The organism is Microbacterium sp. STRO-2N, assembly GCF_057747775.1.
This window is the reverse complement of the sequence record NZ_CM173223.1, coordinates 1037519-1062933: the sequence shown is the minus strand read 5'-3', so window position 1 is coordinate 1062933 and position 25415 is coordinate 1037519. Positions and strand designations below refer to the sequence as shown.

Sequence of the window (25415 nt, the reverse complement as noted above, 5' to 3'; positions counted from 1 at the left end):
CTAGGGCTCGAGGACGCCGCGCTCCCACGGCTCGATGTCGCCCGGCACCTCGGTGAGGCTGGGCGACGGGGCGGCGACCGCGGGCAGGTGCGGCAGCCACGCCGGATCGCGGACGACCACCTTGCGTCGCAGGTGCTCCAGCTCGAACGCGAGCTGGCCTGTCGTGACGGGGATGCCGGGATTGGCGGCATCCGGTCGCAGCACACGCGTGTCGTCGAACCGGTAGCCCCTGGCGGTGGCCGCGGCGCGCACCGAGGCCAGGTAGTGCCCGATCGCGTCGAGAGGATCGTCGGTCGCGCGGAAGCGCTCGAGCTGAGGGTGGCGCGTGTAGCCGCGCGTCCCTCCGGTGAGCACGCGCTGAGCCAGCAGTCCCTCGCGCCAGCAGGACACGAGGGCCATCCTGTCGAGGATCGACGGATGCAGCGACCACAGCCTCATGGCGTCGGGCGTACGCCGTCTATGCCGTGAGCGCGAGCGTCTTCGCGGTCTCGGTGACGGTCTCCTCCGCGATCTCGGGGCGCGTGTTCAGCGTCTCGCCGTAGCTGGGGATCAGCTCGCGCAGCCGCGGCTCCCACTCGCCGATGCGGTCGGGGAAGCACGTCTTCATGAGGCCCAGCATGATCGACGCCGCCGTGGACGCTCCCGGCGAGGCGCCGAGAAGGCCCGCGATCGTGCCGTCGGCGCCGGTGACGACCTCGGTGCCGAACTGCAGGATGCCGCCCTTCTCGGGGTCCTTCTTCATCACCTGCGCACGCTGGCCGGCCTGGATGATCTCCCAGTCCTCGTCCTTCGCGGTGGGCATGAAGACGCGGAGGCTGTCGACCTTCTTCCGGTGGTTCTTCAGCAGCTCGCCGACGAGGTAGGTGATGAGGCTGGGGTTGTCCCACGCGACCTTCAGCATCGGCCCGAGGTTGTGGGCGCGCACCTGGCCGACGATGTCGAACCACGAGCCGGTCTTGAGGAACTTCGGGCTGAACGTCGCGAACGGTCCGAAGAGCAGCGACGCCTCACCGTCCACGACGCGGGTGTCGAGGTGCGGCACCGACATCGGCGGCGCGCCGACCGACGCCTGCGAGTACACCTTGGCCTTGTGCTGGGCGACGACCGCAGGGTTGGAGGTCTTCAGGAACTGCCCGCCGATCGGGAACACGCCGTAGCCCTTGATCTCAGGAATCCCCGAGCGCTGCAGCAGCTTCAGCGCCCAGCCGCCCGCGCCGACGAACACGAACCTCGCCCGGATCTCGCCGGGCGTCCGCCCGATCGTGCGGCGGTACTTGACGCGCCACGTGCCGTCGGCGAGGCGCTTGAGGCGGCGCACCTCGGTGTTCGTGCGCACGTCCGCGCCGTTCTCGGCGAGGTGCTCGAACATCTGACGCGTGAGAGCGCCGAAGTCCACGTCCGTGCCCGCGGGCACCCGCGTGGCCGCGAACGGCTCGCCCTTGCGGCGCTTCTGCATCAGCAGCGGCGCCCACTGGTTGATGACGCGCGAGTCCTCGCTGTACTGGATGCCGGCGAAAAGGGGCTGGTCCTTCAGCGCCTCGTACCGCTTCTTGAGGTACGCGACATCCTTCTCGCCGCGCACGAACGTCATGTGCGGCGTCGAGTTGATGAACGTCGACGGCCCATCGAGCACGCCCTCCTCGACGAGCGAGGACCACAGCTGACGACTCTGCTGGAACTGCTCGTTGATCGACACCGCCTTCGCGGGATCGACCGAGCCATCCTTGCCCTCGGGCATGTAGTTCAGCTCGCAGAGTGCCGCGTGGCCGGTACCGGCATTGTTCCACGCGTTCGAGCTCTCGAGCGCCACGTCGCTCAGCCGCTCGAAGACAGCGATCTTCAGGTCGGGCTGCACCTCGTGCAGCAGGGTCCCGAGGGTCGCGCTCATGATCCCGCCGCCGATCAGCAGCACATCGACCGTGCCACCGGGAAGGGTGCTGTCGTCGGGATCGGGCAGGCTCGCGTCGGGCGTTTCGGTCACCAGACAATTCTATTCGTGCCCGAAAGCGCCCCGGACCGGGGGCCTCTCGGGGGACCGAAAGTCCAGCGATTCTTGCGCAGGCGGCAAGCCGACGGATGCCTCGGGTCGAGGCATCCGTCGCCGTCCGGTGTCGCGCGAGGACGCGTCAGACGCTCACGCCGAGGTTCGCGGCCACGACCTCCGCGATCTGCACGGCATTGAGCGCGGCTCCCTTGCGCAGGTTGTCGTTCGAGATGAAGAGCACGAGGCCCTTGCCCTCGGGCGCCGACTGGTCGGCGCGGATGCGGCCGACATAGCTCGGGTCGTTGCCCGCGGCCTGCAGGGGCGTCGGCACCTCCTCGAGCGAGACGCCCGGCGCCGAGGCGAGCAGGTCGCGCGCGCGCTCGGGGGTGATCTCACGAGCGAACTCGGCGTTGATCGAGAGCGAGTGACCCGTGAAGACCGGGACACGCACGCAGGTGCCCGCGACACGCAGGTCGGGGAGCTCCAGGATCTTGCGGCTCTCGTTGCGGAGCTTCTTCTCTTCGTCGGTCTCGTTCAGCCCGTCGTCGACGAGGTTGCCGGCGAACGGGATGACGTCGAACGCGATCGGAGCGATGTACTTCTCGGGCTCCGGGAAGTCGACGGCGGAGCCGTCGTGGACGAGCTCGAGAGTGCGGCCCTGCGCGAGGACGCCCTCGACCTGGCCGAGCAGCTCCTGCGCGCCCGCGAGGCCCGAACCCGACACCGCCTGGTACGTCGACACGATGAGCCGTTCGAGGCCCGCCTCGGCATCGAGCACCTTGAGCACCGGCATCGCCGCCATCGTCGTGCAGTTGGGGTTGGCGATGATCCCCTTCTTCGCCTGTGCGATCGCGTGCGGGTTCACCTCGCTCACCACGAGCGGCACGTCGGGGTCCATGCGCCACGCGCTGGAGTTGTCGATCACGATCGCGCCGGCCTCGGCGAAGCGCGGGGCGTGGGCGCGGCTGCCGGTGGCGCCGGCCGAGAACAGGGCGACGTCGATGCCCGACGGGTCGGCGGTGGCGACATCCTCGATCACGATGTCGTGGCCGGCGAACTCCACCGATGTGCCCGCCGAACGCGCCGTCGCGAACAGGCGCAGCTCGCGGATCGGGAAGTTGCGCTCCGCGAGAATCTCGCGCATGACCGTGCCGACCTGGCCGGTCGCGCCGACGACGGCGACGGAGAGTCCTGAATCGGAGATGCGGGTCATAGGGATTCCTCAGCGTGGAGCGGACGCGCGGGCACCGTCGGACGCGCGGGATCTGCCGATTCTACCGCCGGGCCGAACGCGCCCGGCCCGTGTGACACCGCCACGCGTGCGGTGATATCTGCCAGAACGCGGTCAGCGGCCGGTGCCGGCGTAGACGGTGGCCTCGCCGTCGCCGTCCAGGCCGTACGCGGTGTGGACGACACGGGCGGCCTCGGCGAGGTCGTCGCCGCGCACGACCACCGAGATGCGGATCTCGGAGGTCGAGATCATCTCGATGTTGATGCCGGCGACCGAGAGCGCCTCGAACAGCGTCGCCGAGACGCCGGAGTGCGTGCGCATCCCCGCCCCGACGACCGAGAGCTTGCCGATCTGGTCGTCGTGCACCAGGTTCTCGAAGCCGATCTCGCTCTGGTCGCCCGCGAGCGCGCGCAGCGCCGTCGCGGCGTCGGTCTTCGGCAGCGTGAACGAGATGTCGGTGCGCCCGGTCGTCGCCGCCGACACGTTCTGCACGATCATGTCGACGTTGGCGCCCGACTTCGCGACGACCTTGAAGATCTCGGCGGCCTTGCCGGGCACGTCGGGCACGCCGGTCACGGTGATCTTGGCCTGGCCGAGGTCGGTGGCGACTCCGGCGACGATGGGCTCTTCCATCTCTTCTCCCTCGTGGCCGTCGGGAATCCTCATCCCGGGGCCGAGCACGTAGGTACCCACGCTCGAACTGAACGTGGAGCGGGCGTGGATCAGCACGCCGTGACGGCGCGCGTACTCGACGGCGCGGATGTACAGCACCTTCGCGCCGTTGGCGGCGAGCTCGAGCATCTCTTCGGCCGAGACGACGCCCAGCTTGCGGGCCCTCGGCACCACGCGCGGGTCGGCGGTGAAGATACCGTCGACGTCGCTGTAGATCTCGCACACATCGGCATCGAGCGCCGCGGCGAGAGCGACGGCGGTCGTGTCGGAGCCGCCGCGGCCGAGCGTCGTGATGTCGCGCGTGTCGCGGTTGAAGCCCTGGAATCCGGCGACGATGACGATCGCGCCCTCGTCGAGAGCCTCGCGCAGCCGGATCGGCGTAACATCGACGATGCGGGCCGAGCCGTGATCGGCGGTCGTGATCATGCCCGCCTGGCTGCCCGTGAACGAGCGGGCTTCGAAGCCCATGGAGTGGATCGCCATCGCCAGCAGCGCCATCGAGATGCGCTCGCCGCTCGAGAGCAACATGTCGAGCTCGCGCGGTGCCGGGATCGGAGCGACCTGGGCCGCGAGGTCGAGGAGCTCGTCGGTGGTGTCGCCCATCGCGCTCACGGCGACGACGACGTCGTGCCCGGCGCGGCGCGTGTCGACGATGCGCTTCGCGACCCGCTTGATGCTCTCGGCATCCGCGACCGACGATCCGCCGTACTTCTGGACGATCAGCGCCACGATGAAACTCCACGCGTGTCTCGAGGGGCGGGAACGGATGCCGCGCCCGAACGTCAATCTTACGGACGCCCCCATGCGCCCTCGGCCATGTGACGGTGGCGCCGCTAGCATCCGAGCATGGAGCAGCTCGACGCGTGGTCGGAGTTCAACGTCGCCATGGTCGGCGCGACCGCGGCCCTCGCGGGCCTCGTGATCGTCGCCGCGAGCGTCAACATCGGGGACATCATCAAGTCGCCGTCTCTCACGGCGCGTCTCGCCGCCGGGATCGCCGGCCTCGTGCTCGCGCTGGCCGGATCCGCGATCGGCCTCTTCCCCGGCATCGATGCCCTGCCGTACGGCATCGCCGTGATCGTGCTCGCAGCGGGGGCCGCGGTCTTCCAGGTGCAGGCGACACGACGCATCGTGGAGAACCGGGATCCCGAGAACCGCCTGCGGTGGGCGAAGTCGGGCGTCGGTTTCCTGGCGCCCCTCGCGTACGCCGTGGGCGGGGTGTTCGTGGCGCTCGGCGAGCCGCAGGGCCTCGCCTGGATCGCGATCGGGTCGATCATCGCCGTGATCGCAGCTCTGCTGGTGTCGTGGATCGTGCTCGTCGAGGTGCTGCGCTGAGGTGATTCCCGCCGGGTCCTGGCCCACGACCGGCTGCGGAACGGTGGCGCCGCAGCGACGTCAGCTCGGTGCGATCGGAGGGAGCTCGGGCGCGCGCTCGGCGAGGGGGGCGTCCGGCTGCTTGATCGCGCGCAGCCGGCCTCCTGTCGCGGCCAGCCAGCAGCCCACGATGACGAGCGGGAACCCGATGAGCAGTCCGGGGGTGAGCGGCTCGGCCAGGATGACGGTGCCGAGCAGGATCGCCACCACCGGGTTCACGTAGGTGAACAGCGGTGCCCGCACGGGTCCCACGCGGGCGATCAGGGCGAAGAAGGCGATGAACGCGACCGCGGTGCACAGCACGCCGAGCGCGCCGAGCGAGAGGGTGCTCTCGATCGAAGGCATCTGGTCCTGGGTGAGGAACGCGATCGGCGTGTAGAAGATCCCGACGGCGAACAGCGCCAGCGTGATGGTGCCGAGGGCAGGCACGTCGCGCAGCTTGGTGGCGATGACGAACGGGGCGATCGCATAGAGCACGGCCACGAGGAGCACCTCGCTGACCGCCACGAGACCGCCGCCCCCCTCGACCGCGAGGCCCGGGCCCGCCACGATCACGAACACTCCCGCGAAGCCCACGAGGAGGCCGATCAGCCGCGCGGGGCTGAGCATCGACCGGTCGCCGCCCCCGAAGGCGATGATCGCCGCGAAGAGCGGGACCGTGGCCACGAGCAGCCCGGTGAGGCCCGACGGCAGTGTCTGCTCGGCATGACCGAGCAGCAGGAAGGGTCCCGCCATCTCGATCGCGCCGAACGCCAGCACCCAGCCGATCTTCGAGAACGCAGGACGCAGCGCCTTCTGCCTCAGGGCGAACGGCAGCAGCAGCACGGCCCCGAGAAGGGTGCGGCCCGCAACCACGGCCGCCGGTGAATAGGTCTCGACCGCGATGCTGATGAACAGGTACGGGATGCCCCACAGCAGCGCCATCGCGCCGAAGAGAAGCCATGCGCGCGCGTCGAAGCGCTGGATGGTCGTCACACCGACCTCCGGCCCTCGAACGCCCGTCCGAGCGTGACCTCGTCGGCGTATTCGAGGTCTCCGCCCACGGGCAGCCCCGACGCCAGGCGGGTCACGCGGATCTCGAGCGTGTGCAGCAGACGGCTGAGGTAGGTCGCCGTCGCCTCGCCCTCGAGGTTGGGGTTCGTGGCGAGGATGACTTCCTGCACGGTGCCGTCGGCGAGCCGCTGCATGAGCTGCGCGATGCGCAGGTCGTCGGGGCCGACACCCGCGATGGGGCTGATCGCGCCGCCGAGCACGTGGTAGAGCCCGCGGAACTCCCGCGTGCGCTCGATCGCCGCGACGTCCTTGGCGTCCTCGACGACGCAGATGAGCGTCTGGTTGCGCCGCGGATCGCGGCAGATCGAGCAGCGGTCCTGCTCCGAGACGTTGCCGCACACCTCGCAGAAGCGGACCCGCTCGCGCACGACGCTCAGCAGCTCGGCGAGGTGCGACACGTCGAAGTTCGGCGTCTGCAGGATGTGGAACGCGATGCGCTGCGCCGACTTGGGGCCGATGCCGGGAAGGCGGCCGAACTCGTCGATGAGGTCTTGGACGATGCCGTCGTACATGGGCTAGTTGAACCTCGTGGGCGGCTCGTAGGGCTCCTCGCGGACGAAGGTCGCGCCGAGCACCTGGCGGACCACGGCCTCGCCGTAGCGCTGCACGCCGTCGTTGCGGGTCGTCACCTTGGGCATGAGCGGCGGCGCGACCGTGGGGGGCACCGGCGCATCGACGACGTCCAGCGGAACACCGGGATCGTCCGCGTCGTCGCTCTCGACCGGAGCCTCGACGTCTTCGCGGGGCAGGACGTCGCCCTCGCGCGGAGGCGCGAGCGTCGCCGTGCGCAGCCGGGCGCCGGCGACCGCGTCCTCGGGCTCGTCGTCGACCGCGAACTGGGCCGAGGTCGCACCGGACGGCATCTCGGCGGGACCGGGATCGGGCGGAGGGGCGTCGGCGTCCGACGGGATCGGCGCGACGGCCCAGTCGGTGACCGGCGCGGCCGCCGCCGCTCGCGGTGCCGCTGCCGGGGCTGCGGCGCGAGGAGCGGGATCGGCAGCGCGCTGAGTCGTGCCGGCTGGTCGCGTCGGGACGTTCCCCGCGCTTCCGCCGGTCGGGCCTGGGGCGGCGGATGCGTCCGCCGCCGCTCCCCCACTCTCCGCGGTGGGTGAGGTGGGTCCGGATGCGCGTCCGGAAGGTGCTCCAGCACCGGAGGATCCGGGTTCGGGACCGTCGGCTCCGGGCCCGGCCAGGCGGGTGAGGAACTTCACCTGGCTGCCGAAGAGCTCCTCGATCGCACGCCGCACATCGAGGAACGCGCCCGAGCCCTGTGGCTTGGGCTTGAACTTCGTGAGGTCTGCCGCGGAGGCGAACTCGAGGGTGACGACGGGATCGCCGTCCTTGGACGCGACCGCCACGGGCCTCGAGGCCGAGGCGACCATCCACGACGATCGGCTGATCTCTTCGAGACGGCGGAGCACGTCCGGCCACGCCTCCACGAGCCCGTCGAACGTGAGGTCGCGCACCGCGGGTGCAGGCGCAGGAGCCTGTGCCACCGGAGCCGGTGCCGCCGGAGCGGCAGCGGCTGCTGCCGCGGGCACGGGGGTCGTCGCGACGGTGCCCGGCACTGCGGCTGGGGCCGAGGCTGGGCCCCCGCCGCCGGAGGCTCCGCTCGACGCTCCAGCGGCGATAGGAGGGGCAGCGGGGACGGCGTCTGGAGGGGATGCGAGGACCGTCCCCCGCGCGAGCACCCGCGCGACCATGAGCTCGAGCTGCAGGCGAGGCGAGGTCGCGCCGGTCATGTCGTCGAGCGTCGCGATCACGAGGTCGGCGACGCGCGAGAGCCGTGTCGGCCCGAACGCCGCGGCCTGGCCCTTCATGCGCTCGAGGTCCTCGGCCGAGACGCCGCGCAGCACCGCGGCCGCGCCCTGCCCCGTCGCGGCCACGACGATGAGGTCGCGCAGACGCTCGAGGAGGTCGTCGACGAAGCGCCGCGGGTCCTGCCCCGTCTGCACGACCCGGTCGACGGCGGCGAACGCGGCCGCGGCGTCGGTCGCGGCGAACGCGTCGACGACCTCGTCGAGGAGCTCGCCGTGCGTGTAGCCGAGGAGCGCGACCGCGCGCGCGTAGGTCACGCGGGCTTCGTCGGACCCGGCGATCAGCTGGTCGAGGAGAGACAGCGTGTCTCGCGGCGACCCGCCGCCCGCGCGCACCACCAGCGGCAGCACGCCCGGCTCGACCTCGACGCCTTCCTGCGTGCACAGCTCCTCGACGTACTCGAGCATCGCGGCAGGCGGCACGAGCCGGAACGGGTAGTGGTGCGTGCGCGAGCGGATCGTGCCGATGACCTTCTCGGGCTCGGTGGTGGCGAAGATGAACTTGACGTGGTCGGGCGGCTCTTCGACGAGCTTCAGCAGCGCGTTGAAGCCCTGCGGCGTCACCATGTGCGCCTCGTCGAGGATGAAGATCTTGAAGCGGTCGCGCGCCGGTGCGAACACCGCGCGCTCGCGCAGATCGCGCGCGTCGTCGACGCCGTTGTGACTGGCCGCGTCGATCTCGACGACGTCGAGGGATCCGCCCCCGCCCCGGCCGAGCTCGATGCAGCTCTCGCACGTGCCGCACGGGGTGTCGGTCGGTCCCTGCGCGCAGTTGAGGCAGCGCGCCAGGATGCGCGCGGACGTCGTCTTGCCGCACCCGCGCGGGCCCGAGAAGAGGTACGCGTGCCCGACGCGGTCGCTGCGCAGCGCCGTCATGAGCGGCTCGGTGACCTGCGACTGGCCGATCATCTCGCCGAACGACTCGGGTCGGTAGCGGCGGTAGAGAGCGGTGGTCACCCGCCCAGCCTACGGCGTGCCCGCGACATCGCACCCGTGCTCCGACAGGCTCGGCAGCCGGGGACGGCTCGGCAGCCGGGGACGGCTCGGCAACCGCGGACGGCTACGCATCCGCGCCGTGCTCGACATCCGCCGCCCCGACGATGATCGGGATCGACGAGGTCACGGTCGGAACCGACGCCGACAGCAGCGATCCGTCCTCGCGGCGCGCGTCGCCGAGCTCGCGCAGCGTCGGGCGGCCCGCGATGACGGGTCCCTGGCCGTCGATCGGCACGACGACCTCTTCGCCCTCGCCGACGACGTAGCCGACGCCGCGCACGCTGAAGCCGACCGGGTCTCCTTCGCCGGCGCGCACGCGCAGCTCGTCGCGCGTGAGCGTGACGGTCAGGCGCGTGCCGTGCCAGTGGAGCACGTACTCGAGCGACGGCCAGCTCACGGGCAGCCGCGGATCGAACGACAGCTCGCCGAAGTGGTCGCGCATGCCCCCGAAGCCCGATACCAGCGCCGTCCACACTCCGCCCGCCGATGCGACGTGCACGCCGTCGGCGGCGTTGTGGTGGAGGTCCGCGAGGTCGACGAAGATCGACTGCCGGAAGTACTCCAGGGCGAGGTCCTGGTACCCGACCTCCGCGGCGAGGATCGACTGCACGACGGCCGAGAGGGTCGAGTCGCCCGTGGTCAGCGGATCGTAGTACTCGAAGTCGGCGAGCTTGTCCTCGTCCGAGAAGTGGTTGCCCTGGAGGAACAGGGCGAGCACGACGTCGGCCTGCTTGAGCACCTGGTAGCGGTAGATGACCAGCGGGTGGAAGTGCAGCAGCAGCGGCCGCTTGTCGGGCGGCGTGTTCTCGAGATCCCAGATCTCGCGCTCGAGGAAGACGTGATCCTGCGGATGGATGCCGAGACCCGGACTGAACGGGATGTGCATCGCCTCCGCGGCACGGTCCCACGACTCCGGCTCGCCGGGCTCGAGTGCGAGACGGTCGACCATCTGTCGGTAGACCTCGCCGTCGACCTCGGCCATCTCGCGGATCGTCCTCGCGGCGAAGCGGAGGTTGAAGCGCGCCATGACGTTCGTGAACAGGTTGTCGTTGACGACCGTCGTGTACTCGTCGGGCCCGGTCACGCCGTGGATGTGGAACGTGTCGCCTTCGCCGTCGATGGCACCGTCGCTCGACCGCCAGAAGCCGAGGGTCGCCCACAGCCGCGCCGTCTCGACGGCGATGTCGACGCCCTCCCGGAAGAGGAACTCGTCGTCGCCGGTCGCCCGCACGTACTTCGCGAGCGCATAGCTGACGTCGGCGTTGATGTGGTACTGCGCCGTGCCGGCGGCGTAGTACGCGGATGCCTCTTCCCCGTTGATCGTCCGCCACGGGAAGAGCGCGCCGGCCTCGTTGAGCTGGAACGCGCGGCGCCGCGCAGCGGGCAGCATGAGGTATCGCATGCGCAGCGCGTTGCGGGCCCACAGCGGCGTCGTGTACGCGAGGAAGGGCAGGACGTAGATCTCGGTGTCCCAGAAGTAGTGGCCGGAGTACCCCGAACCGGTCATGCCCTTCGCCGGCACGCCCAGCCCGTCGGCGCGCGCGGCCGCCTGCGCGAGCTGGAAGAGGCACCAGCGCGTCGCCTGCTGCAGGTCGTCATGGCCGCCGATGCGGACGTCCGAGCGCGCCCAGAAGTCATCGAGCCACGCGCGCTGCCGCGCGCGGATCGCGTCGACGCCGACCGTGAGGGCCCGGTCGAGCGTGCGCCTGCCGCGGTCGACGAGCTCGCGCGCGGGCACGCCGCGCGACGTGTGGTAGCTGACGAGCTTGGTGACCCGGATCGGCACGCCGGCCTTCGCCTGCACGCGGAACACGTTCTTGGCGATGTCGGGCTCGATGAGCGTGCGCGCGCTGTACTCGTTGTCGGTCTCGACCAGGTGGTCGGCGACGACCGCGACCGACATGCCCGAGTCGTTGACACGGTACGACAGCGCGGTGCGCAGCTTGTCCTGCCAGTACTCCTGCGGCTGCAGCACCCGCTCGTGGAGCCGCTCCGTCTTGCGCGGGTCGAACGCCGCCTTGGCGGCCGCGCGCGTGGCCGCCACCGGCGTGCCGCCGTAGACGTCCTCGCCGTCCTGCCGGTTGATGATCTGGCACGACACCGTCACCGGTGCGTCGGCGTTGAGGACGGTGACCTCGACGCTCATGACGGCGAGGTGCTTCTCTTCGAACGACACCATCCGCTCGGCGTCGATGCGCACGTCCTTGCCGGAGGGCGTCATCCATCGGATGTGACGACGCAGCACGCCGTCGCGCATGTCGAGCACGCGCTCGTACTCGCGGATGTCGGCGACGTCGAGCGACAGCGGCTCGTCGTCGACGTAGACGCGCATGACCTTGGCGTCCGGCGCGTTGATGATCGTCTGCCCGACTTCGGCGAAGCCGTACGCCTGCTCGGCGTGGCGGATCGGGAACGTCTCGTGGAAGCCGTTGATGAAGGTGCCGTGCTCGTAGGCGAAGCGACCTTCGGAGTGGTTGCCGCGCATGCCTAGGTAGCCGTTCCCGACGGAGAACAGCGTCTCGGTGACGCCGGCGTCCTCGAGCGCGAACGACGTCTCGATCAGACGCCACGGGTCGACGGGGAACCGGTCGCGATCCATCATCGTGCGAACTCCTCCAGATCCTTGACGACGACATGGGCGCCCGCATCGCGCAGCGCCTGCTCCCCCGCTCCCCGGTCGACGCCGACCACGAGGCCGAACCCGCCGGCGGCAGCGGACTCCACTCCGCTCAGCGCGTCTTCGACGGCGGCGCTGCGGGCGGGGTCGACCCCCAGCATCCGTGCCGCTTCGACGAACACGTCGGGCGCGGGCTTGGAGGCGAGGTGGTCGCGTTCGGCGATGACGCCGTCCATGACGACCGCGAAGCGGTCGCGGATGCCGGCTGCCGCGAGCACCTCCTCGGCGTTCTTGGAGCTCGACACGACCGCCACCGGCGTCCCCGCGGCCGCGAGCTCGTCGAGCACGCGCATCGTGCCGGGGAACGGGTCGATGCCCTCGGCGCGCAGCACGCGCTCGAAGACAGCGTTCTTGCGGTTGCCGATTCCGCACACGGTGTCGGCCGTCGGAGGGTCGGACGGGTCGCCCCACGGCACCTCGACGTCACGCGACCGCAGCAGGGCGGCCACCCCGTCGTACCTCTTCTTCCCGTCGAGGTGGTCGAAGTAGTCCCGCTCGCTGTAAGGCGGTGCGATGTCCCACGCGTCGAAGAGCTCGTCGAACATCGTCTGCCACGCGTGCATGTGCACCTCGGCGGTGGGGGTCAGCACGCCGTCCAGATCGAACAGCACCGCATCGAAGGCGGTGAGATCGGGCAGGGTCTCCATGGGCATTCCCCCAGGGTACGACGGGCATGTTACGGGCAGGCGACGCTCAGGGCTTGCCGGGCGATCTCCAGCTCCTCGTCGGTGGGGACGACGAGGACCGTCACGGCCGAGGCATCCGTCGAGATGATCCGGATGCCGCGCTCGGGCGCCAGATTGCGCTCCTGGTCGATCTCCACACCGGCGAAGCCGAGCGTCTGCAGGGCGTGCAGGCGAACGAGCGGCGCGTTCTCGCCGACGCCCGCGGTGAAGGAGATGACGTCCGCCCCTCCCAGCTGCGCGAGGTACGCGCCGGCGTAGGCGCGCAGCCGGTGCACGTACACCTCGTAGGCGAGGATCGCCCGCTCGTCGCCGCGCGCGATCGCCGCGCGGATGTCGCGCAGGTCGTTCGACCCGGCCATGCCGAGGAACCCGCTGCGCTTGTTCAGGAGGTCGTCGAGGTCGTCGATCGTCATGCCGGCGCGGCGGCCGAGGTGGATGAGCACCGCCGGGTCGATGTCGCCCGAGCGGGTGCCCATCATGAGGCCCTCGAGCGGCGTGAAGCCCATCGACGTCTCGACGGAGCGCCCGCCGTCGATCGCGGTGACGGACGCCCCGTTGCCGAGGTGGAACACGATCTGCCTGAGCGATTCCAGCGGTCGCCCGAGGAAGGCCGCGGCCGCCTCGCTGACGAACTTGTGCGACGTGCCGTGGAACCCGTAGCGGCGGATGCGATGGGATGCCGCGACCTCGGCGTCGATCGCGTACGTGTAGGCCTCGGGGGCGAGGGTCTGATGGAACGCGGTGTCGAACACGGCGACGTGCGGCACGTCGGGGAAGGCGTGCTTCGCGGCGCGGATCCCCTCCAGGTTCGCGGGGTTGTGCAACGGCGCGAGCACGCCGAGCTCGTCGATGTTGATCTCGACGAGCGGCGTGATGAGCGTCGGCTCGAAGAACCGCGCGCCGCCGTGCACGACCCGGTGCCCGATCGCGATGGGCGGGTGTTCCTCGAGTGAAGGGCCGTCCGACGCGAACGCGTCGAGCATCGCGGCGAACCCCGCGGTGTGGTCGGGGATGGGCAGCTCGCGTGTGCGGGTCGCGTCGACCACGGTCGGCGCCGGGCCGTCCGGCGACGCGAGCGCGGCCGCGTGCACGGTGTGCGAGGCGACGCCGGAGCCCGTTGCTTCGCCGATCCGCTCCACCAGGCCCGACGCGAGCGTGGACTCGGTCTCCATGTCGATCAGCTGGTACTTGAACGACGACGACCCGCTGTTGATGACGAGGACCGGGGTCATGGCGGTCACGCCTCCTGCGCCTGGATCGCGGTGATCGCGATCGTGTTCACGATGTCGTCGACGAGCGCTCCGCGCGAGAGGTCGTTGATCGGCTTGTTGAGGCCCTGCAGCACCGGTCCGATCGCGACCGCGCCCGCCGAGCGCTGCACCGCCTTGTAGGTGTTGTTGCCCGTGTTGAGGTCGGGGAAGACGAACACGGTCGCCCGTCCCGCGACGTCCGAGCCCGGCATCTTCGCCGCCGCGACGGCGGCGTCCGCGGCGGCGTCGTACTGGATCGGCCCGTCCACGAGCAGCTCGGGCGCCCGCGCGCGGACGAGGGCCGTGGCATCCCGCACCTTCTCGACGTCGGCTCCGGTGCCGGACTCGCCCGTCGAGTACGAGAGCATCGCGACGCGCGGGTCGATGCCGAACTGCGCGGCGGTCGCCGCCGACGAGATCGCGATGTCGGCGAGCTGCTCGCTGGTGGGATCCGGGATGACGGCGCAGTCGCCGTAGACGAGCACGCGGTCGGCGAGCGCCATGAGGAACACGCTCGAGACGACCGAGACGCCGGGCTTGGTCTTGATGATCTCGAAAGCCGGGCGGATGGTGTGGGCCGTGGTGTGCGCGGCGCCCGACACCATGCCGTCGGCGAGGCCGGTGTGCACCATGAGCGTGCCGAAGTACGACACGTCGGTGACGGTGTCGGCGGCCTGCGCGAGCGTCACGCCCTTGTGCGCGCGAAGCCGCGCATACTCCTCGGCGAACCTGCTGACGTGCACCGCGTCGAACGGCGACAGCACGTCGGCCGCCTGGATGTCGATGCCGAGCTCGATCGCGCGCGCACGCACCTCGAACGGCTCCCCGAGGATCACCAGGTCGGCGATGCCGCGCTTGAGGACGGTCGCCGCGGCCCGGAGGACGCGGTCGTCGTCGCCCTCGGGCAGCACGATGCGCTTGCGCTCCGCCCGCGCCCGCTCGATGAGCTGGAACTCGAACATCAGCGGCGTCACGACGGTCGCCCGAGCGACGCCGAACGCCGCGAGCAGCTCGTCGGTGTCGACGCTCTGCTCGAACAGCGCCAGCGCGGTGTCGTAGCGGCGGCGGGAGTCGGCGGCGAGGCGTCCGCGCGCGCCCATGATGCGCACAGCGGTCTCGTAGGTGCCGAGGTCGGTCGTGATGATCGGCACCTTCGAAGCGAGGCCGTCCAGGAGCCGGGTCACGGACTCCGGCAGCTCGAACCCGCCGTTGAGGACGATGCCCGCGATCGAGGGAAACGTGCCGGAGGCATCGGCGAGCAGGGTGGCCAGGAGCACCTCGGACCGGTCGGCCGGGATGATCACGACCGCGCCCTCGAGCAGCCGCGGCAGCACGTTCACCATCGACATGCCGGCGACGACGACCGCGAGCGCCTCGCGCGTGAGCCGCTCGGGGTCGCCCGAGAGCAGCTCGCCGTCCACCGAGCGCATGATTCCGCGGATCGACGGGGCGACGAGGTAGCGGTCCTCGGGGATCGCCCATACCGGAACCGAGGGCTGCGCCCCGGAGGCCGGAACCGAGGGTCGCGCCCCGGAGGCCGGAACCGAGGGCTGCGCCCCGGAGGCCGGAACCGAGGGCCGCGCCCCGGAGGCGCGCACCGGGTCTGCGGCGCCGGACGGGCCGGGTGCGTCGGCCCGACCGCGGTGCACGTCGACCGAGCGGCGGATGGCGGCGATCGTCTCGTCGGTGCGCACCGGGTCGGCCCGGTTGGCCACGACGGCGAACAGCTGGGCCCGTCCGTGCTCCAGCTCGGCGAGGGCGAGATCGGCGATCTGCCCCATCTCGGCCGGCGTCCGGGCGAGCGACGACCCGAGCGCCTCCGGCTGTGTCTGCTGCTGCGCCGACCGTCCGCCGAGCACGAGCAGCACCGGCGCGCCCAGGTTCGCCGCGATGCGCGCGTTGTAGGCGAGCTCGGCCGGGCTGCCGACGTCGGTGTAGTCGCTGCCGACCACCACGACGGCGTCGCACCGGGCCTCGACGGCCTTGTAGCGCTCGACGATCGTCGCGAGCGCGGCATCCGGATCCTGCCGCACGTCGTCGTAGGTGACGCCGATGCACTCGTCGTAGGCGAGGTCGACGCCGTCGTGATCCAGGAGCATCTCGAGGACGTAGTCGCGCTCGATCGTCGAGCGGGCGATGGCCCGGAAGACGCCGACCCGCGGTGTCGCGTGACTGAGGGCGTCCAGGACGCCGAGTGCGACCGTCGACTTTCCGGAGTGACCTTCGGCCGACGTGATGTAGATGCTGCGCGCCACCCCTCCACCCTAGGAGCGCGACCGACAGCGCGGCCAGGCGGGCCCCCGATCCCGGATACTCTCGCAGCATGACGATCCCCCGGCCCGGCATCGACACCCCCGACCATCGCGGACGGACGGGACTCGACCGCACCGGGCGGGATCTCGACCGCAATCCCGACGTGCGGGTGACGGATGTCGAGCTCCTCGCCGCCGGCTGGCACGTGCTGCGCCGGACCACGCTCGAATACCGCGGTCCGTCCGGCGAGTGGGAGACGCAGCAGCGCGAGACCTACGACCGCGGCAACGGAGCGACCATCCTGCTGTACGACCCGGCCCGGCGCACGGTGCTGCTGACGCGCCAGTTCCGCTACCCCGTGTACGTCAACGACCACCCGGACGGCATGCTGATCGAGACCGCCGCCGGTCTCCTCGACGAAGACGACCCGGCGACCGCGATCCGGCGCGAGGCGGCCGAGGAGACCGGCGTGGAGGTCGGCGAGCTCGAGCACGTGTGGGACGTGTACATGAGTCCCGGCTCGGTGACCGAGCGCATCCACTTCTTCGCCGCGCCGTACGACGGCCGGGCCAGAACCGGCGAGCGCGGCGGCCTCGCCGACGAGGGCGAGCACATCGAGCTGCTCGAGCCCGGCATCGACGAGGCGCTCGCGATGGTGCGCGACGGGCGCATCCAGGACGCGAAGACCATCATGCTGCTGCAGTGGGCGGTCCTCGACGGTCCGTTCGCCCGGGAAAAGTAAGACTCTCCGCGAACCCGGCAGAGCCCGGTTACCCTTGCTACGTTTCCGTCCTGGGGGAGTTGGCCTGGATGCCGCCTCGCGGAGAGCTGCCCCCAGTCTAACCCGACCGCGGAGCGCACCTGTCCAGTGATCTCCCCGTCCAGCGATCTCCCAGCGCCACCCCGCACGGCGCGCGGCTAGGATCGAGCCGTGGGCGAGGGAGCCCGCGCTCACCCGCCGACCTGCCCGATCGGGCGGACCAGGAGGCCGCGATGGTCGATACCGCGATGACGGATGCCGTGCACGAGGGCGAGTCCGGGACACTCACGGCCGATGGGTTCGCCCGCGTGACCGACGCGATCCTCGAGTCGGTCGGCAATGTCATCGACGGCAAGCCGGAGGCCGTGCGCAGCGCGCTCGTGTGCCTGCTCGCCGAGGGGCACCTGCTCATCGAGGACGTGCCCGGCGTCGGCAAGACCATGCTGGCGCGGGCGCTCGCGACCTCGGTCGATGCTACGGTCCGCCGCATCCAGTTCACGCCCGATCTCCTCCCCGGCGACGTGACAGGCGTGAGCGTGTTCAACCCGGTCGAGCGCGAGTTCGAGTTCAAGCCGGGCGCGATCTTCGCGAACATCGTGATCGCCGACGAGATCAACCGCTCGTCGCCGAAGACCCAGTCGGCGCTGCTCGAGGCGATGGAGGAGCGCCAGGTCACCGTCGACGGGCACACGCACTACGTGCCCGAGCCTTTCCTCGTCGTCGCGACGCAGAACCCGCTCGAGATGGAGGGCACGTACGCGCTGCCCGAGGCGCAGCGCGACCGCTTCATGATGCGCATCTCGATGGGGTACCCCGACGCGCGGTCCGAGGCGGTCATGCTCCGCCAGCGCGACACCGTGAACCCGCTCGACCGGCTCGCGCCCGTGGTCACCGGCGAGCAGGTCGCGGGGCTCATCGCGTGGGCGCGCGCGGTGCACGTCGCCCCCGCGATCGAGGACTACGCCGTCGCGCTGTCGCAGGCGACGCGCACGCACACCGACCTGCGGCTGGGCGCGAGCCCGCGCGCGACGCTGCAGCTGGTGCGGGCCGCGAAGGTGTGGGCGGCTCTCGACGGCCGCGGGTTCGTCATCCCCGACGACATCACCGCGCTGCTGGTCCCGGTCTTCGCCCACCGCATCATCCCCACACGCTCGGCCGGCGGAGCGCGTGCCCGCACCACGGCCGAGGCCATCACGACGATCCTGGAGCGCATCGCCGCGAGCGTGCGGGTCCCGATCGCGTCTCGTCAGTGAGCAGACGGTGAGCGCGCGATGAGACGCCTGTGGCCGCTGACCATCCGGGGCACCGGCGCGCTGATCCTCGCGGTCGCGTGCTTCGTCGTGGCGAACGAGGCCGGCATCGCCGAGCTCATGTATTTCGGCATCCTGCTGATCGCCGTCGTCGCCGCCAGCGTCGCGTCCCTGTACGTGGGACGACGCAGGGACGCCGTCACCCGCTCGCTCACTCCCGACGTGGCATCGGTGGGGCGCGAGTCCCATGTCTCGGTGCAGGTCGGAGTGCGGGCGGCGCTGCCTACGCCGCCCGGCACGTGGCACGACGCCCTGCCCAAGGGACTCCGCGGAAAGGCGGCGGGGATCTTCCCGGCGCTGGGATCCGGATTCCGCGGCGATGTGCGCGTGGTCGACCTCAGGTACACCGTCACCGGAGTGCGGCGCGGCGTTCATCCGCTCGGGCCGCTGTCGGTGCGCACCTCCGATCCGTTCGGCCTCGCACGACGCACGATCGTGTTCGCCGAGCGCACCCCCGTCACGGTCGCGCCCGCCGTGGTCGACCTCTCCCCGCTCGTGGACTACGCCGGCGCCGCCGGCGGCACGCTCCACACCACCACGAACCAGCTCGGTCAGGGCGCCGACAACCTCGTGGCCCGCCCGTACGCGCCCGGCGATTCGATGCGCCGCATCCACTGGCGCGCGACGGCGCATCGCGACGCCCTCATGGTCCGGCAGGAGGAGCAGGAGTCGACGCCCGAGGCGACCGTCGTGCTCGACCGCGCGGCGCTGCGATGGTCGGCCGATGCGCTGCAGGCGCCGGGAGCGGATCCCGGCTTCGAGGCGGGTGTGTCGGCGTGCGTGTCGGTCGTCGCGCGGCTCGTGCACGACGGCTACGCGGTCGAGGTGCTCGACAGCGACGGCACCGCCCTGTACGGCGCGGGAGGCCTCGCCGAGCGGATCGACGGCGGGGACATGACCGAGGTCGAGGCCATGCTGGTCCAGTTCGCCACCGTGACCGCGCGCCGAGACGACAGCCTGCCGCGGCTGGGCCGGCTCTTCACCGGGGTCTCCACCGGGCCGGTCGTCGTGATCGTCGGGCGCCTGGATCCCGCGGACGCCGACGCGATCGGTCCTGTCGCGCATCACAGCACGCTTCCGCTGATCCTCGCGGCGGTCCCGGTCGGCGATGCGCTGGAGCGCGCGGCCGACCACGGCTGGAACGTCGCGACGATCGATCCCGATCGGGACCTCGGACTCACCTGGGTGAACGCCGTCGGTCGTGGGGTGCAGCATGTCCTCCGCTGAGGCTGCGCGGGCACCCCGCCGCGGCGGGTGGCTGCTCGTCGCGGCCATCCTCGCGGCCCTGCTCGCGGCGCTGCTGCCGGTGGCCCGCGTCATCGAGTCGGGGGTGTGGCTCGTCGGCGCTCTCGTGCTGTCGGTGCTGATCCTCGCTGCGGGCTACAACGCGCGCCGCTTCCGCCTCCCCGCGATCGCGGTGACACTCATCGAGGCGGCGGTGTGGCTCGTCTTCATGACGGTCGTCTTCTTCCGCGACACCGCGCTGCTGTGGGTGGTCCCGACCCTCGACTCGGCCCGCACCGTGCCCCTCCTGCTCGACACGGCGATGGAGGAGATCACGCTCGGGGCGGCTCCGCTGGAGGCGACGACGGCACTCACCTTCGTGGTGGTCGGCGCGATGGGGCTGCTCACGATCATCGTCGATCACGTGGTCGTGACGGCGCGGATGCCGCTGCTCGCCGCGGTCGGGATCGTCGCCGTCTCGCTCATCCCGGCGATCGCGGTGCCGAGGGAGGTCGACGTCGTCGGCTTCGTGTTCCTCGCGGTGACGATCCTGTTCCTGCTCCGTGCCGAGACGCGGTCGCGCGAGAAGCCGCTCGAGCAGGAGGCCGAGCGCACCGCGGGGGTGCCGGCGACCGCGATCGGCATCGGTGCGATCGCCGTGGTGGTGGCCGTGGTCGCGGCTCCGATGCTCCCCCAGCCCATCGCGCGTGCGGGGACGGGCGTCGGGCCCGGACCGGGCATCGATGCGACGCTGCAGCTGGGCGACGACCTGCGCCGGCCCCAGGAGATCGAGGTCATGAGGCTGCGCACCGACTCGCCGACCGTTCCCTACCTGCGTGCCACGACGCTCTCGCGCTTCGAGGGCGGCGTGTGGGAGCCGGACCGCGGCCAGTCGGTGTCGCTCGACAGCGAGCGGGCGCTCGGAACGATCGCGGTCGATCCCGACATCCGGCTGACCGAGTACCTCTCGAACCTCGAGGTCGTCAACCTCGCCTCTCCGTGGGCGCCCGTCCCCTACTCGGCGATCGAGGTGACGGGCCTCGACGGCACATGGGGCGCCGTGCCGTACAACCGCACGGTGATGTCACGGTCGGGCTCGACGCAGGGCCAGACCTACGATGTCCGCTACGCGGTCCCGCGTCCGTCGCTCGAACAGGCCCGCGCCTCGTCCGCGAGCGGCGGGCAGGTGCTCGACGAGACGACGGAGCTGCCTCCCGACACCCCGCCGATCATCGCCGAGCTCGCCGCCCAGGTGACGGCGGAGGCCACGAACGACTACGACCGGCTCGTGGCGCTGCAGCGGTGGTTCCGCGGCGGCGACTTCCAGTACTCGCTCGACGCGCCGGTCGAGGACGGCTTCGACGGCAGCGGTGCCGAGGCGGTCGCCCAGTTCCTCGAGGTGCGCGAGGGCTATTGCGTGCACTTCGCATCGGCCTTCGCGCTCATGGCGCGCACCCTCCACATGCCGTCGCGCATCGTCGTCGGATACCTGCCGGGCGAGCCGACGACGGATTCCGTCGACGGTCAGCCGGTGTACTCGGTGTCGAGCTCGCAGCTGCACGCATGGCCCGAGGTGTACTTCTCGGGCATCGGGTGGATCTCGTTCGAGCCGACATCGGGACTCGGCGTGCCGACATCCTTCTCCCCCGCCTCGACGGATCTCGGGCAGCCGGGCCAGAGCGACCCGGCCTCGCCGCTGTCGACGCCGACCCCGACCGCGCCGGCGGGGTCGGACGCGGCCGAGCGGATCGAGGAGCGCGGCGCCGGCGCCGCGGCGTCGTCGAACGGAGCCGTCGACCCGGTGCCGCTGTTCGGGGTCGTGCTGCTGATCGTGGTGCTGTGCGCGCTGCCGTTCCTCGCCCGCGAGCTGCGTCGTCGCCAGCAGGACGCGGCGGCGCGCCGGGGCGACGCCGCCGCGGCGTGGCAGATGGTTCAGGATGCCGCGATCGACGTCGGCATCCCGGTCCCGGCCAGCGAGTCGCCGCGCGCCTTCGCCCGGCGCCTCGTCGCCGACCACGCCGTGCCCGCGAGCGATATGAACACGGTGCTCATCGCGATCGAGCGCGTCAGCTACTCGCGCGCGGGAACACGGTCGTACTGGATGGGCGACGACGCCGCGAACGCCGCCGCCGCCGTGCGCGCGGCGCTCCTCGCCGCAGCTCCGCCCGCCCGCCGCATCCTCGCGGTGGTCGCACCGCGCTCGCTCGTCATCCGCCCCGGCAGCGTCTACGCCGGCGCAGCGCCGGTTCGGGTGCGATAGCGCGGCAGGGTAGGATGGTCGGCGGCCCTCCGGGGTCGCCTGGAGGATTCGCCTAGTGGCCTATGGCGCACGCTTGGAAAGCGTGTTGGGTGCAAGCCCTCAGGGGTTCGAATCCCCTATCCTCCGCCACTCCCACCGGGAAGAATCCGGTGCCCGTGGGCCTGCACCGTCCGTGAGAGGTCGGTCAGGAGTTGATCTGCTCCACGACATCATCGGCTGACGCCTCGATGGCCTCCCGGAGCTTGTCGAAGTCGTCGGAGTCGATCGCTCTGCTGATGCGCTTGTCCGCTCGCACAAGGCTCTGCTGCACCTTGTCGGACCACTTGTCGTCGACGACCGCTACGACCGCCGACGTACCGGGCGCGAGGAGCTCGTCGACGTCCTCGCCGAACTTCTTCTCCTCGCGACCCTTCTTGATCTTTCCGAGGACTGCGCCGATGCCGGCGCCGACCGCCGTCGCCGCCAGCAGCGGCGGTGCGAACAGGCCCACGACCACGCCCGCACCGGCGCCCCAGGCTGCGCCGTGACCGACGGACTTGTCGCCATGCTCCTTGACCTGGACCTTCCCGTCCTTGTCGCGATCCAGCACCACTGCGCCGATGACCTCATAGCCACCGGCATCCTGGCCGCTTCGGAGCGCCTGGTAGTCGTGCGACGCCGCCGCCGTGTCGTCGTACGAGCCGACCACCAGCGCGAGGTTCTTCGTTCCCATCGTCTTCTCCTTCGACTCGGTCGCGTTCACCTGAACGGTGCGATTCTCCGCACCTTGCGTGGCCGGGTCGTCACCCGCGACGGGTGAGATGGAGCGCGACCATGCCCCTCACCCCGATCGGGCGCGACCCGCTCCGAACGCGTCGAGACGCTCGTTCAGCGTGATCGCCGCGTCGATCAGCGCCAGGTGGGTGAACGCCTGCGGAAAATTGCCGATCTGCTCGCCCGTCGGACCGATCTCTTCGGAGTACAGCCCGAGGTGGTTGGCGTAGGAGAGCATCTTCTCGAAGATGAGGCGCGCGTCGTCGAGCCGGTCTGCGCGCGCGAGGGCGTCGACGTAGAGGAAGGTGCAGAGCGAGAACGTCCCCTCCGAGCCGCGTAGCCCATCCGGTGACGCGCCCGGGTCGTAGCGGAACACGAGACTGTCGGAGACGAGCTCCTCGTCGATCGCGGCGAGAGTGGACGTCCACATCGGGTCATGCGGCGCGATGAACCCGACCTGCGTCATCTTGAGCAATGACGCGTCGAGTACGGTCTCCCCGTACTGCTGCACGAAGGCTTCTCGCTGCGGACTCCACCCGCGCTCCATGATCTGGTTGTAGATGGCGTCCCGCTGCGTCGTCCAATGGTCCAACGGAGCGGGCCTGCCGTAGGCGCCGGCGAGGCGGATCGCCCGGTCGAATGCGACCCAGCACATGAGTCGCCCGTACGTGAAGTCCTTGCGCCCGCCCCGGGTCTCCCATATGCCCTCCTCCGGCTGATCCCAGTTCTCGGCGAGCCAGTCCAGGATTCTGCAGATCGCGACCCAGCCTCGCTGGCCGATGTCGACACCCCCGCGATACGCGCTCCAGACGGCGTCCAGTGCCTCTCCGTAGATGTCGAGCTGCAGCTGACCGGCCGCGTCGTTCCCGATGCGGACCGGAAACGATCCGCGGTAGCCCTCCCATCCGTCCAGCGTCTCCTCGGGCATGAGAGGGTCGCCGTCGACGCGGTACATGATGTTCAGCGGTCCGGCGGAGCTGCCGGCGTTCACCGGTGCGGCCGTATCCCCGGCCTGCGCGATCCCGCGTTCGAGAAGCCAGCGTCCGAATGCCGTCGCCTCGTCGTGGAAGCCCATCCGGAGGAGGGTCGTCACCGAGAACGAGGCGTCACGCACCCAGGTGTAGCGATAGTCCCAGTTGCGCTCACCGCCGATCTGCTCGGGCAGGCCGGCGGTCGGCGCCGCCACGAGCCCTCCCGTCGGTGCGTAGGTGAGCAGCTTGAGAGTGATCGCGGAGCGCTCCACCTCCTCGCGCCACCTGCCGACGTACGTGGATCGCGCGATCCAGGCACGCCAGAACCGGGCGGTCGCATCGAACATCCGCTGTGCCTCCGCCACCGGAACGGCGCGGGCTGTCGGCTCGCCGCCGGTTTCGAGGACCACGCCGCGCATCTGACCCGCGGTCAGCCTGAGGGAGAATCGCAGATCGCCGTTGACCGTCACCTCCGGCTCGGCCAGCCGTTCCGTGTCGGAATCGCGGATGAGGCTCAAGGTCAGCACGACGTCGGCGGTGGTGCAGGTCGCCCCGTCCTCGCTCAGCGCAGTCCGATGCGGTTGCCGCCCGTAGTCGAAGCGCGGGGCGATCTCCACGTCGAACTCGATCGAGCCGCGCACGCAGCGAAGGGCCCGCACCAGGCGGTGCCTGCCGCTCGGTGCATCGGATGTGACAGGCATGAAGTCGAGCACCTCTCCCACGCCTTCCTCGGTGAGGAACCGCGTGATGAGGATCGCCGTATCCGGAAGATAGAGCTGCTTCGCCTCGAAGACGCCGCCGCTCGGACGTGCGCTGAAGTGCCCGCCCCGCGCGTGATCGAGCAACGCGCCGAAGATGCTCGGGGAGTCGAACCGAGGGCTGCAGAACCAGTCGATGGTCCCGTCGCTCGCGACGAGCGCGGAGGTCTGCAGATCGCCGATGAGACCGTGATCGGCGATCCGCGGGTACTCGTTCATCCCGTTCTCCCAGCTCCATGGCGAGGTTTCACGATCGTGTCAAGATCGAGAACCATGCCGTCCACCCACAGATTCATGGCCTCCGCCGATCCCCACGGCGAGCAGCCCGCTCGCGCATCGACGGTAGGCTCCGCGCGAAGGAGAGGCGTCACCCGCTACGGGTGAATCCTCCGACCTCGACGATCGGGCGTGGGTGATGGCTGTGCTCCGCTGGATGACCGCGGGAGCAAAGCCCTGACGAGTCACTCGACGATGATGAGTCCGCGCTCGGTGTTGTTCAGGCGCCGGCCGGCCTCCGCAGTGACGGTCACGATGTCTTCGATCCGGACGCCGAAAGAGCCGGGAATATAGATCCCCGGTTCGATGGAGAAGCACATCCCCTCCACGATGAGCCGCTCCTCGCCCTCCACCATGTACGGAGGTTCATGGGTCGTCATGCCGATTCCGTGACCGGTGCGGTGGACGAAGCGCTCGCCGAAACCGGCCTCCTCGATCAGCCGCCGGGCGGTGCGATCGATCTCCTGGCACGGGACCCCGGGACGAACCGCGTCGAAGGCGGCTTGCTGCGCCAGGCGGACGATATCGTGCACGGCACGCATCTGCGAGGTCGGCTCGCCCACGCAGACCGTGCGTGACGTGTCGGAGCCGTATCCGCGCTTGAGCCCTCCGAAGTCCAGGACCACCATGTCGCCCTCGACGATCGCACGCTCACCTGCTTCGTGATGCGGGTTCGCGCCGTTCGGGCCCGACCCGACGACGGTGAAATCCACCTGCTCGTGCCCGAACTCGCGCAGCAGCCTGGCGAGGTCCGCCGCCACGTCCGTCTCACGGCGACCAGCGAACCGGGTCTTGACGATCTCGTCGAAAGCGGCGTCCGCCGCCGCACCCGCGGCCGCCATACGCGCCACCTCGTTCGCATCCTTGACCGCTCGCAGCATCGGGAGACGCTCGGTCACCGAGAAGAATCGCGCGTTCGGGAGCTCCCGCTGGAGTCCGAGGAGGTGCATCGCCCAGGCCGAATCGGAGACGGCGTAGTGTCCGCCCGGCTGCAGCAGCGAGGCTGCCGCCACGTACGGGTCTTCGCCGTCACGCCATTCGTGGATCGCGAGCACGGGAACGCCCCCGCCGCTTCGGCGTCCGGCCGTTCGAGCGTCGGAACGAGCAGCT

General features: G+C 70.7%; 19 protein-coding genes, 1 tRNA gene and 1 other RNA gene. 6 read left to right on the top strand and 15 right to left on the bottom strand.

Going from position 1 to position 25415, the window contains the following annotated elements:
- The 4 genes from AC3ANN_RS04760 to AC3ANN_RS04745 all read right to left on the bottom strand — a co-directional run bounded on the left by AC3ANN_RS04760 (position 1) and on the right by AC3ANN_RS04745 (position 4616).
- A complete protein-coding gene (locus AC3ANN_RS04760; protein ID WP_488339850.1) occupies positions 1 to 438 on the bottom strand; it encodes a pyrimidine dimer DNA glycosylase/endonuclease V in 438 nt (145 codons plus the stop codon).
- A 19-nt stretch (positions 439 to 457) separates the two neighbouring features.
- Complete coding sequence (locus tag AC3ANN_RS04755) at positions 458 to 1957, bottom strand: malate:quinone oxidoreductase (RefSeq protein ID WP_488340778.1); 1500 nt, start codon at positions 1955 to 1957, stop codon at positions 458 to 460.
- Between the two features lie 169 nt (positions 1958 to 2126).
- Positions 2127 to 3197 (bottom strand): aspartate-semialdehyde dehydrogenase, encoded by a 1071-nt coding sequence (locus tag AC3ANN_RS04750; RefSeq protein ID WP_488339849.1) that lies wholly within the window; start codon positions 3195 to 3197, stop codon positions 2127 to 2129.
- Between the two features lie 132 nt (positions 3198 to 3329).
- Positions 3330 to 4616, bottom strand: a complete 1287-nt coding sequence (locus tag AC3ANN_RS04745; RefSeq protein WP_488339848.1) for an aspartate kinase — start codon at positions 4614 to 4616, stop codon at positions 3330 to 3332.
- 117 nt (positions 4617 to 4733) lie between these two features.
- On the opposite strand from AC3ANN_RS04745, the gene AC3ANN_RS04740 reads away from it, so the two are divergent.
- Complete coding sequence (locus AC3ANN_RS04740) at positions 4734 to 5222, top strand: hypothetical protein (protein ID WP_488339847.1); 489 nt, start codon at positions 4734 to 4736, stop codon at positions 5220 to 5222.
- Positions 5223 to 5282: 60 nt separating this feature from the next.
- Here the strand turns inward: AC3ANN_RS04740 and AC3ANN_RS04735 are convergent, their stop codons facing one another.
- The 7 genes from AC3ANN_RS04735 to pta all read right to left on the bottom strand — a co-directional run bounded on the left by AC3ANN_RS04735 (position 5283) and on the right by pta (position 15995).
- On the bottom strand, positions 5283 to 6236 hold the full coding sequence (locus AC3ANN_RS04735; RefSeq protein WP_488339846.1) for a DMT family transporter: 954 nt from the start codon (positions 6234 to 6236) through the stop codon (positions 5283 to 5285).
- Complete coding sequence (recR, locus tag AC3ANN_RS04730; RefSeq protein WP_194410883.1) at positions 6233 to 6826, bottom strand: recombination mediator RecR; 594 nt, start codon at positions 6824 to 6826, stop codon at positions 6233 to 6235. The genes AC3ANN_RS04735 and recR overlap by 4 nt, the downstream gene beginning before the upstream one ends.
- 3 nt (positions 6827 to 6829) lie before the next feature.
- A complete protein-coding gene (locus AC3ANN_RS04725) occupies positions 6830 to 9088 on the bottom strand; it encodes a DNA polymerase III subunit gamma and tau (RefSeq protein ID WP_488339845.1) in 2259 nt (752 codons plus the stop codon).
- Between the two features lie 103 nt (positions 9089 to 9191).
- Positions 9192 to 11729 (bottom strand): glycoside hydrolase family 65 protein, encoded by a 2538-nt coding sequence (locus tag AC3ANN_RS04720; protein WP_488339844.1) that lies wholly within the window; start codon positions 11727 to 11729, stop codon positions 9192 to 9194.
- Positions 11726 to 12451 carry an HAD family hydrolase gene (locus AC3ANN_RS04715; protein ID WP_488340777.1) on the bottom strand — a complete coding sequence of 242 codons (726 nt, stop codon included), beginning with the start codon at positions 12449 to 12451 and terminating at the stop codon, positions 11726 to 11728. The genes AC3ANN_RS04720 and AC3ANN_RS04715 overlap by 4 nt, the downstream gene beginning before the upstream one ends.
- 29 nt (positions 12452 to 12480) lie before the next feature.
- A complete protein-coding gene (locus AC3ANN_RS04710) occupies positions 12481 to 13722 on the bottom strand; it encodes an acetate/propionate family kinase (protein WP_488340776.1) in 1242 nt (413 codons plus the stop codon).
- Positions 13723 to 13727: 5 nt separating this feature from the next.
- Positions 13728 to 15995: a phosphate acetyltransferase gene (gene pta, locus AC3ANN_RS04705; protein ID WP_488339843.1), complete on the bottom strand. Its 2268-nt coding sequence runs from the start codon at positions 15993 to 15995 to the stop codon at positions 13728 to 13730.
- 68 nt (positions 15996 to 16063) lie between these two features.
- On the opposite strand from pta, the gene AC3ANN_RS04700 reads away from it, so the two are divergent.
- Positions 16064 to 16735 carry an NUDIX domain-containing protein gene (locus tag AC3ANN_RS04700; RefSeq protein WP_488339842.1) on the top strand — a complete coding sequence of 224 codons (672 nt, stop codon included), beginning with the start codon at positions 16064 to 16066 and terminating at the stop codon, positions 16733 to 16735.
- On the opposite strand, the gene ffs is transcribed toward AC3ANN_RS04700, so the two are convergent.
- An RNA gene (ffs, locus tag AC3ANN_RS04695) (signal recognition particle sRNA small type) lies at positions 16730 to 16826 on the bottom strand. The two genes, AC3ANN_RS04700 and ffs, sit on opposite strands and share 6 nt — an antisense overlap.
- Before the next feature lie 160 nt (positions 16827 to 16986).
- Between ffs and AC3ANN_RS04690 the strand changes: the two genes are divergently transcribed.
- The 4 genes from AC3ANN_RS04690 (at position 16987) to AC3ANN_RS04675 (ending at position 21676) form a co-directional block, all read left to right on the top strand.
- On the top strand, positions 16987 to 18006 hold the full coding sequence (locus AC3ANN_RS04690; RefSeq protein WP_488339841.1) for an AAA family ATPase: 1020 nt from the start codon (positions 16987 to 16989) through the stop codon (positions 18004 to 18006).
- 18 nt (positions 18007 to 18024) lie between these two features.
- The gene (locus tag AC3ANN_RS04685; RefSeq protein WP_488339840.1) at positions 18025 to 19290 is read left to right on the top strand and encodes a DUF58 domain-containing protein; all 1266 of its coding nucleotides are present in this window, start codon (positions 18025 to 18027) and stop codon (positions 19288 to 19290) included.
- Positions 19277 to 21547: a transglutaminase TgpA family protein gene (locus tag AC3ANN_RS04680; protein ID WP_488339839.1), complete on the top strand. Its 2271-nt coding sequence runs from the start codon at positions 19277 to 19279 to the stop codon at positions 21545 to 21547. Before AC3ANN_RS04685 ends, AC3ANN_RS04680 begins: the two co-directional genes overlap by 14 nt.
- Positions 21548 to 21588: 41 nt before the next feature.
- Positions 21589 to 21676 (top strand) — tRNA-Ser (locus AC3ANN_RS04675).
- Positions 21677 to 21731: 55 nt separating this feature from the next.
- On the opposite strand, the gene AC3ANN_RS04670 is transcribed toward AC3ANN_RS04675, so the two are convergent.
- The 3 genes from AC3ANN_RS04670 to AC3ANN_RS04660 all read right to left on the bottom strand — a co-directional run bounded on the left by AC3ANN_RS04670 (position 21732) and on the right by AC3ANN_RS04660 (position 25360).
- Positions 21732 to 22259 (bottom strand): DUF1269 domain-containing protein, encoded by a 528-nt coding sequence (locus tag AC3ANN_RS04670; RefSeq protein WP_488339838.1) that lies wholly within the window; start codon positions 22257 to 22259, stop codon positions 21732 to 21734.
- 108 nt (positions 22260 to 22367) lie between these two features.
- Positions 22368 to 24248, bottom strand: a complete 1881-nt coding sequence (locus AC3ANN_RS04665) for a glycoside hydrolase family 15 protein (protein WP_488339837.1) — start codon at positions 24246 to 24248, stop codon at positions 22368 to 22370.
- A 242-nt stretch (positions 24249 to 24490) separates the two neighbouring features.
- The gene (locus AC3ANN_RS04660) at positions 24491 to 25360 is read right to left on the bottom strand and encodes a M24 family metallopeptidase (RefSeq protein WP_488339836.1); all 870 of its coding nucleotides are present in this window, start codon (positions 25358 to 25360) and stop codon (positions 24491 to 24493) included.
- Positions 25361 to 25415 lie beyond the last annotated feature (55 nt).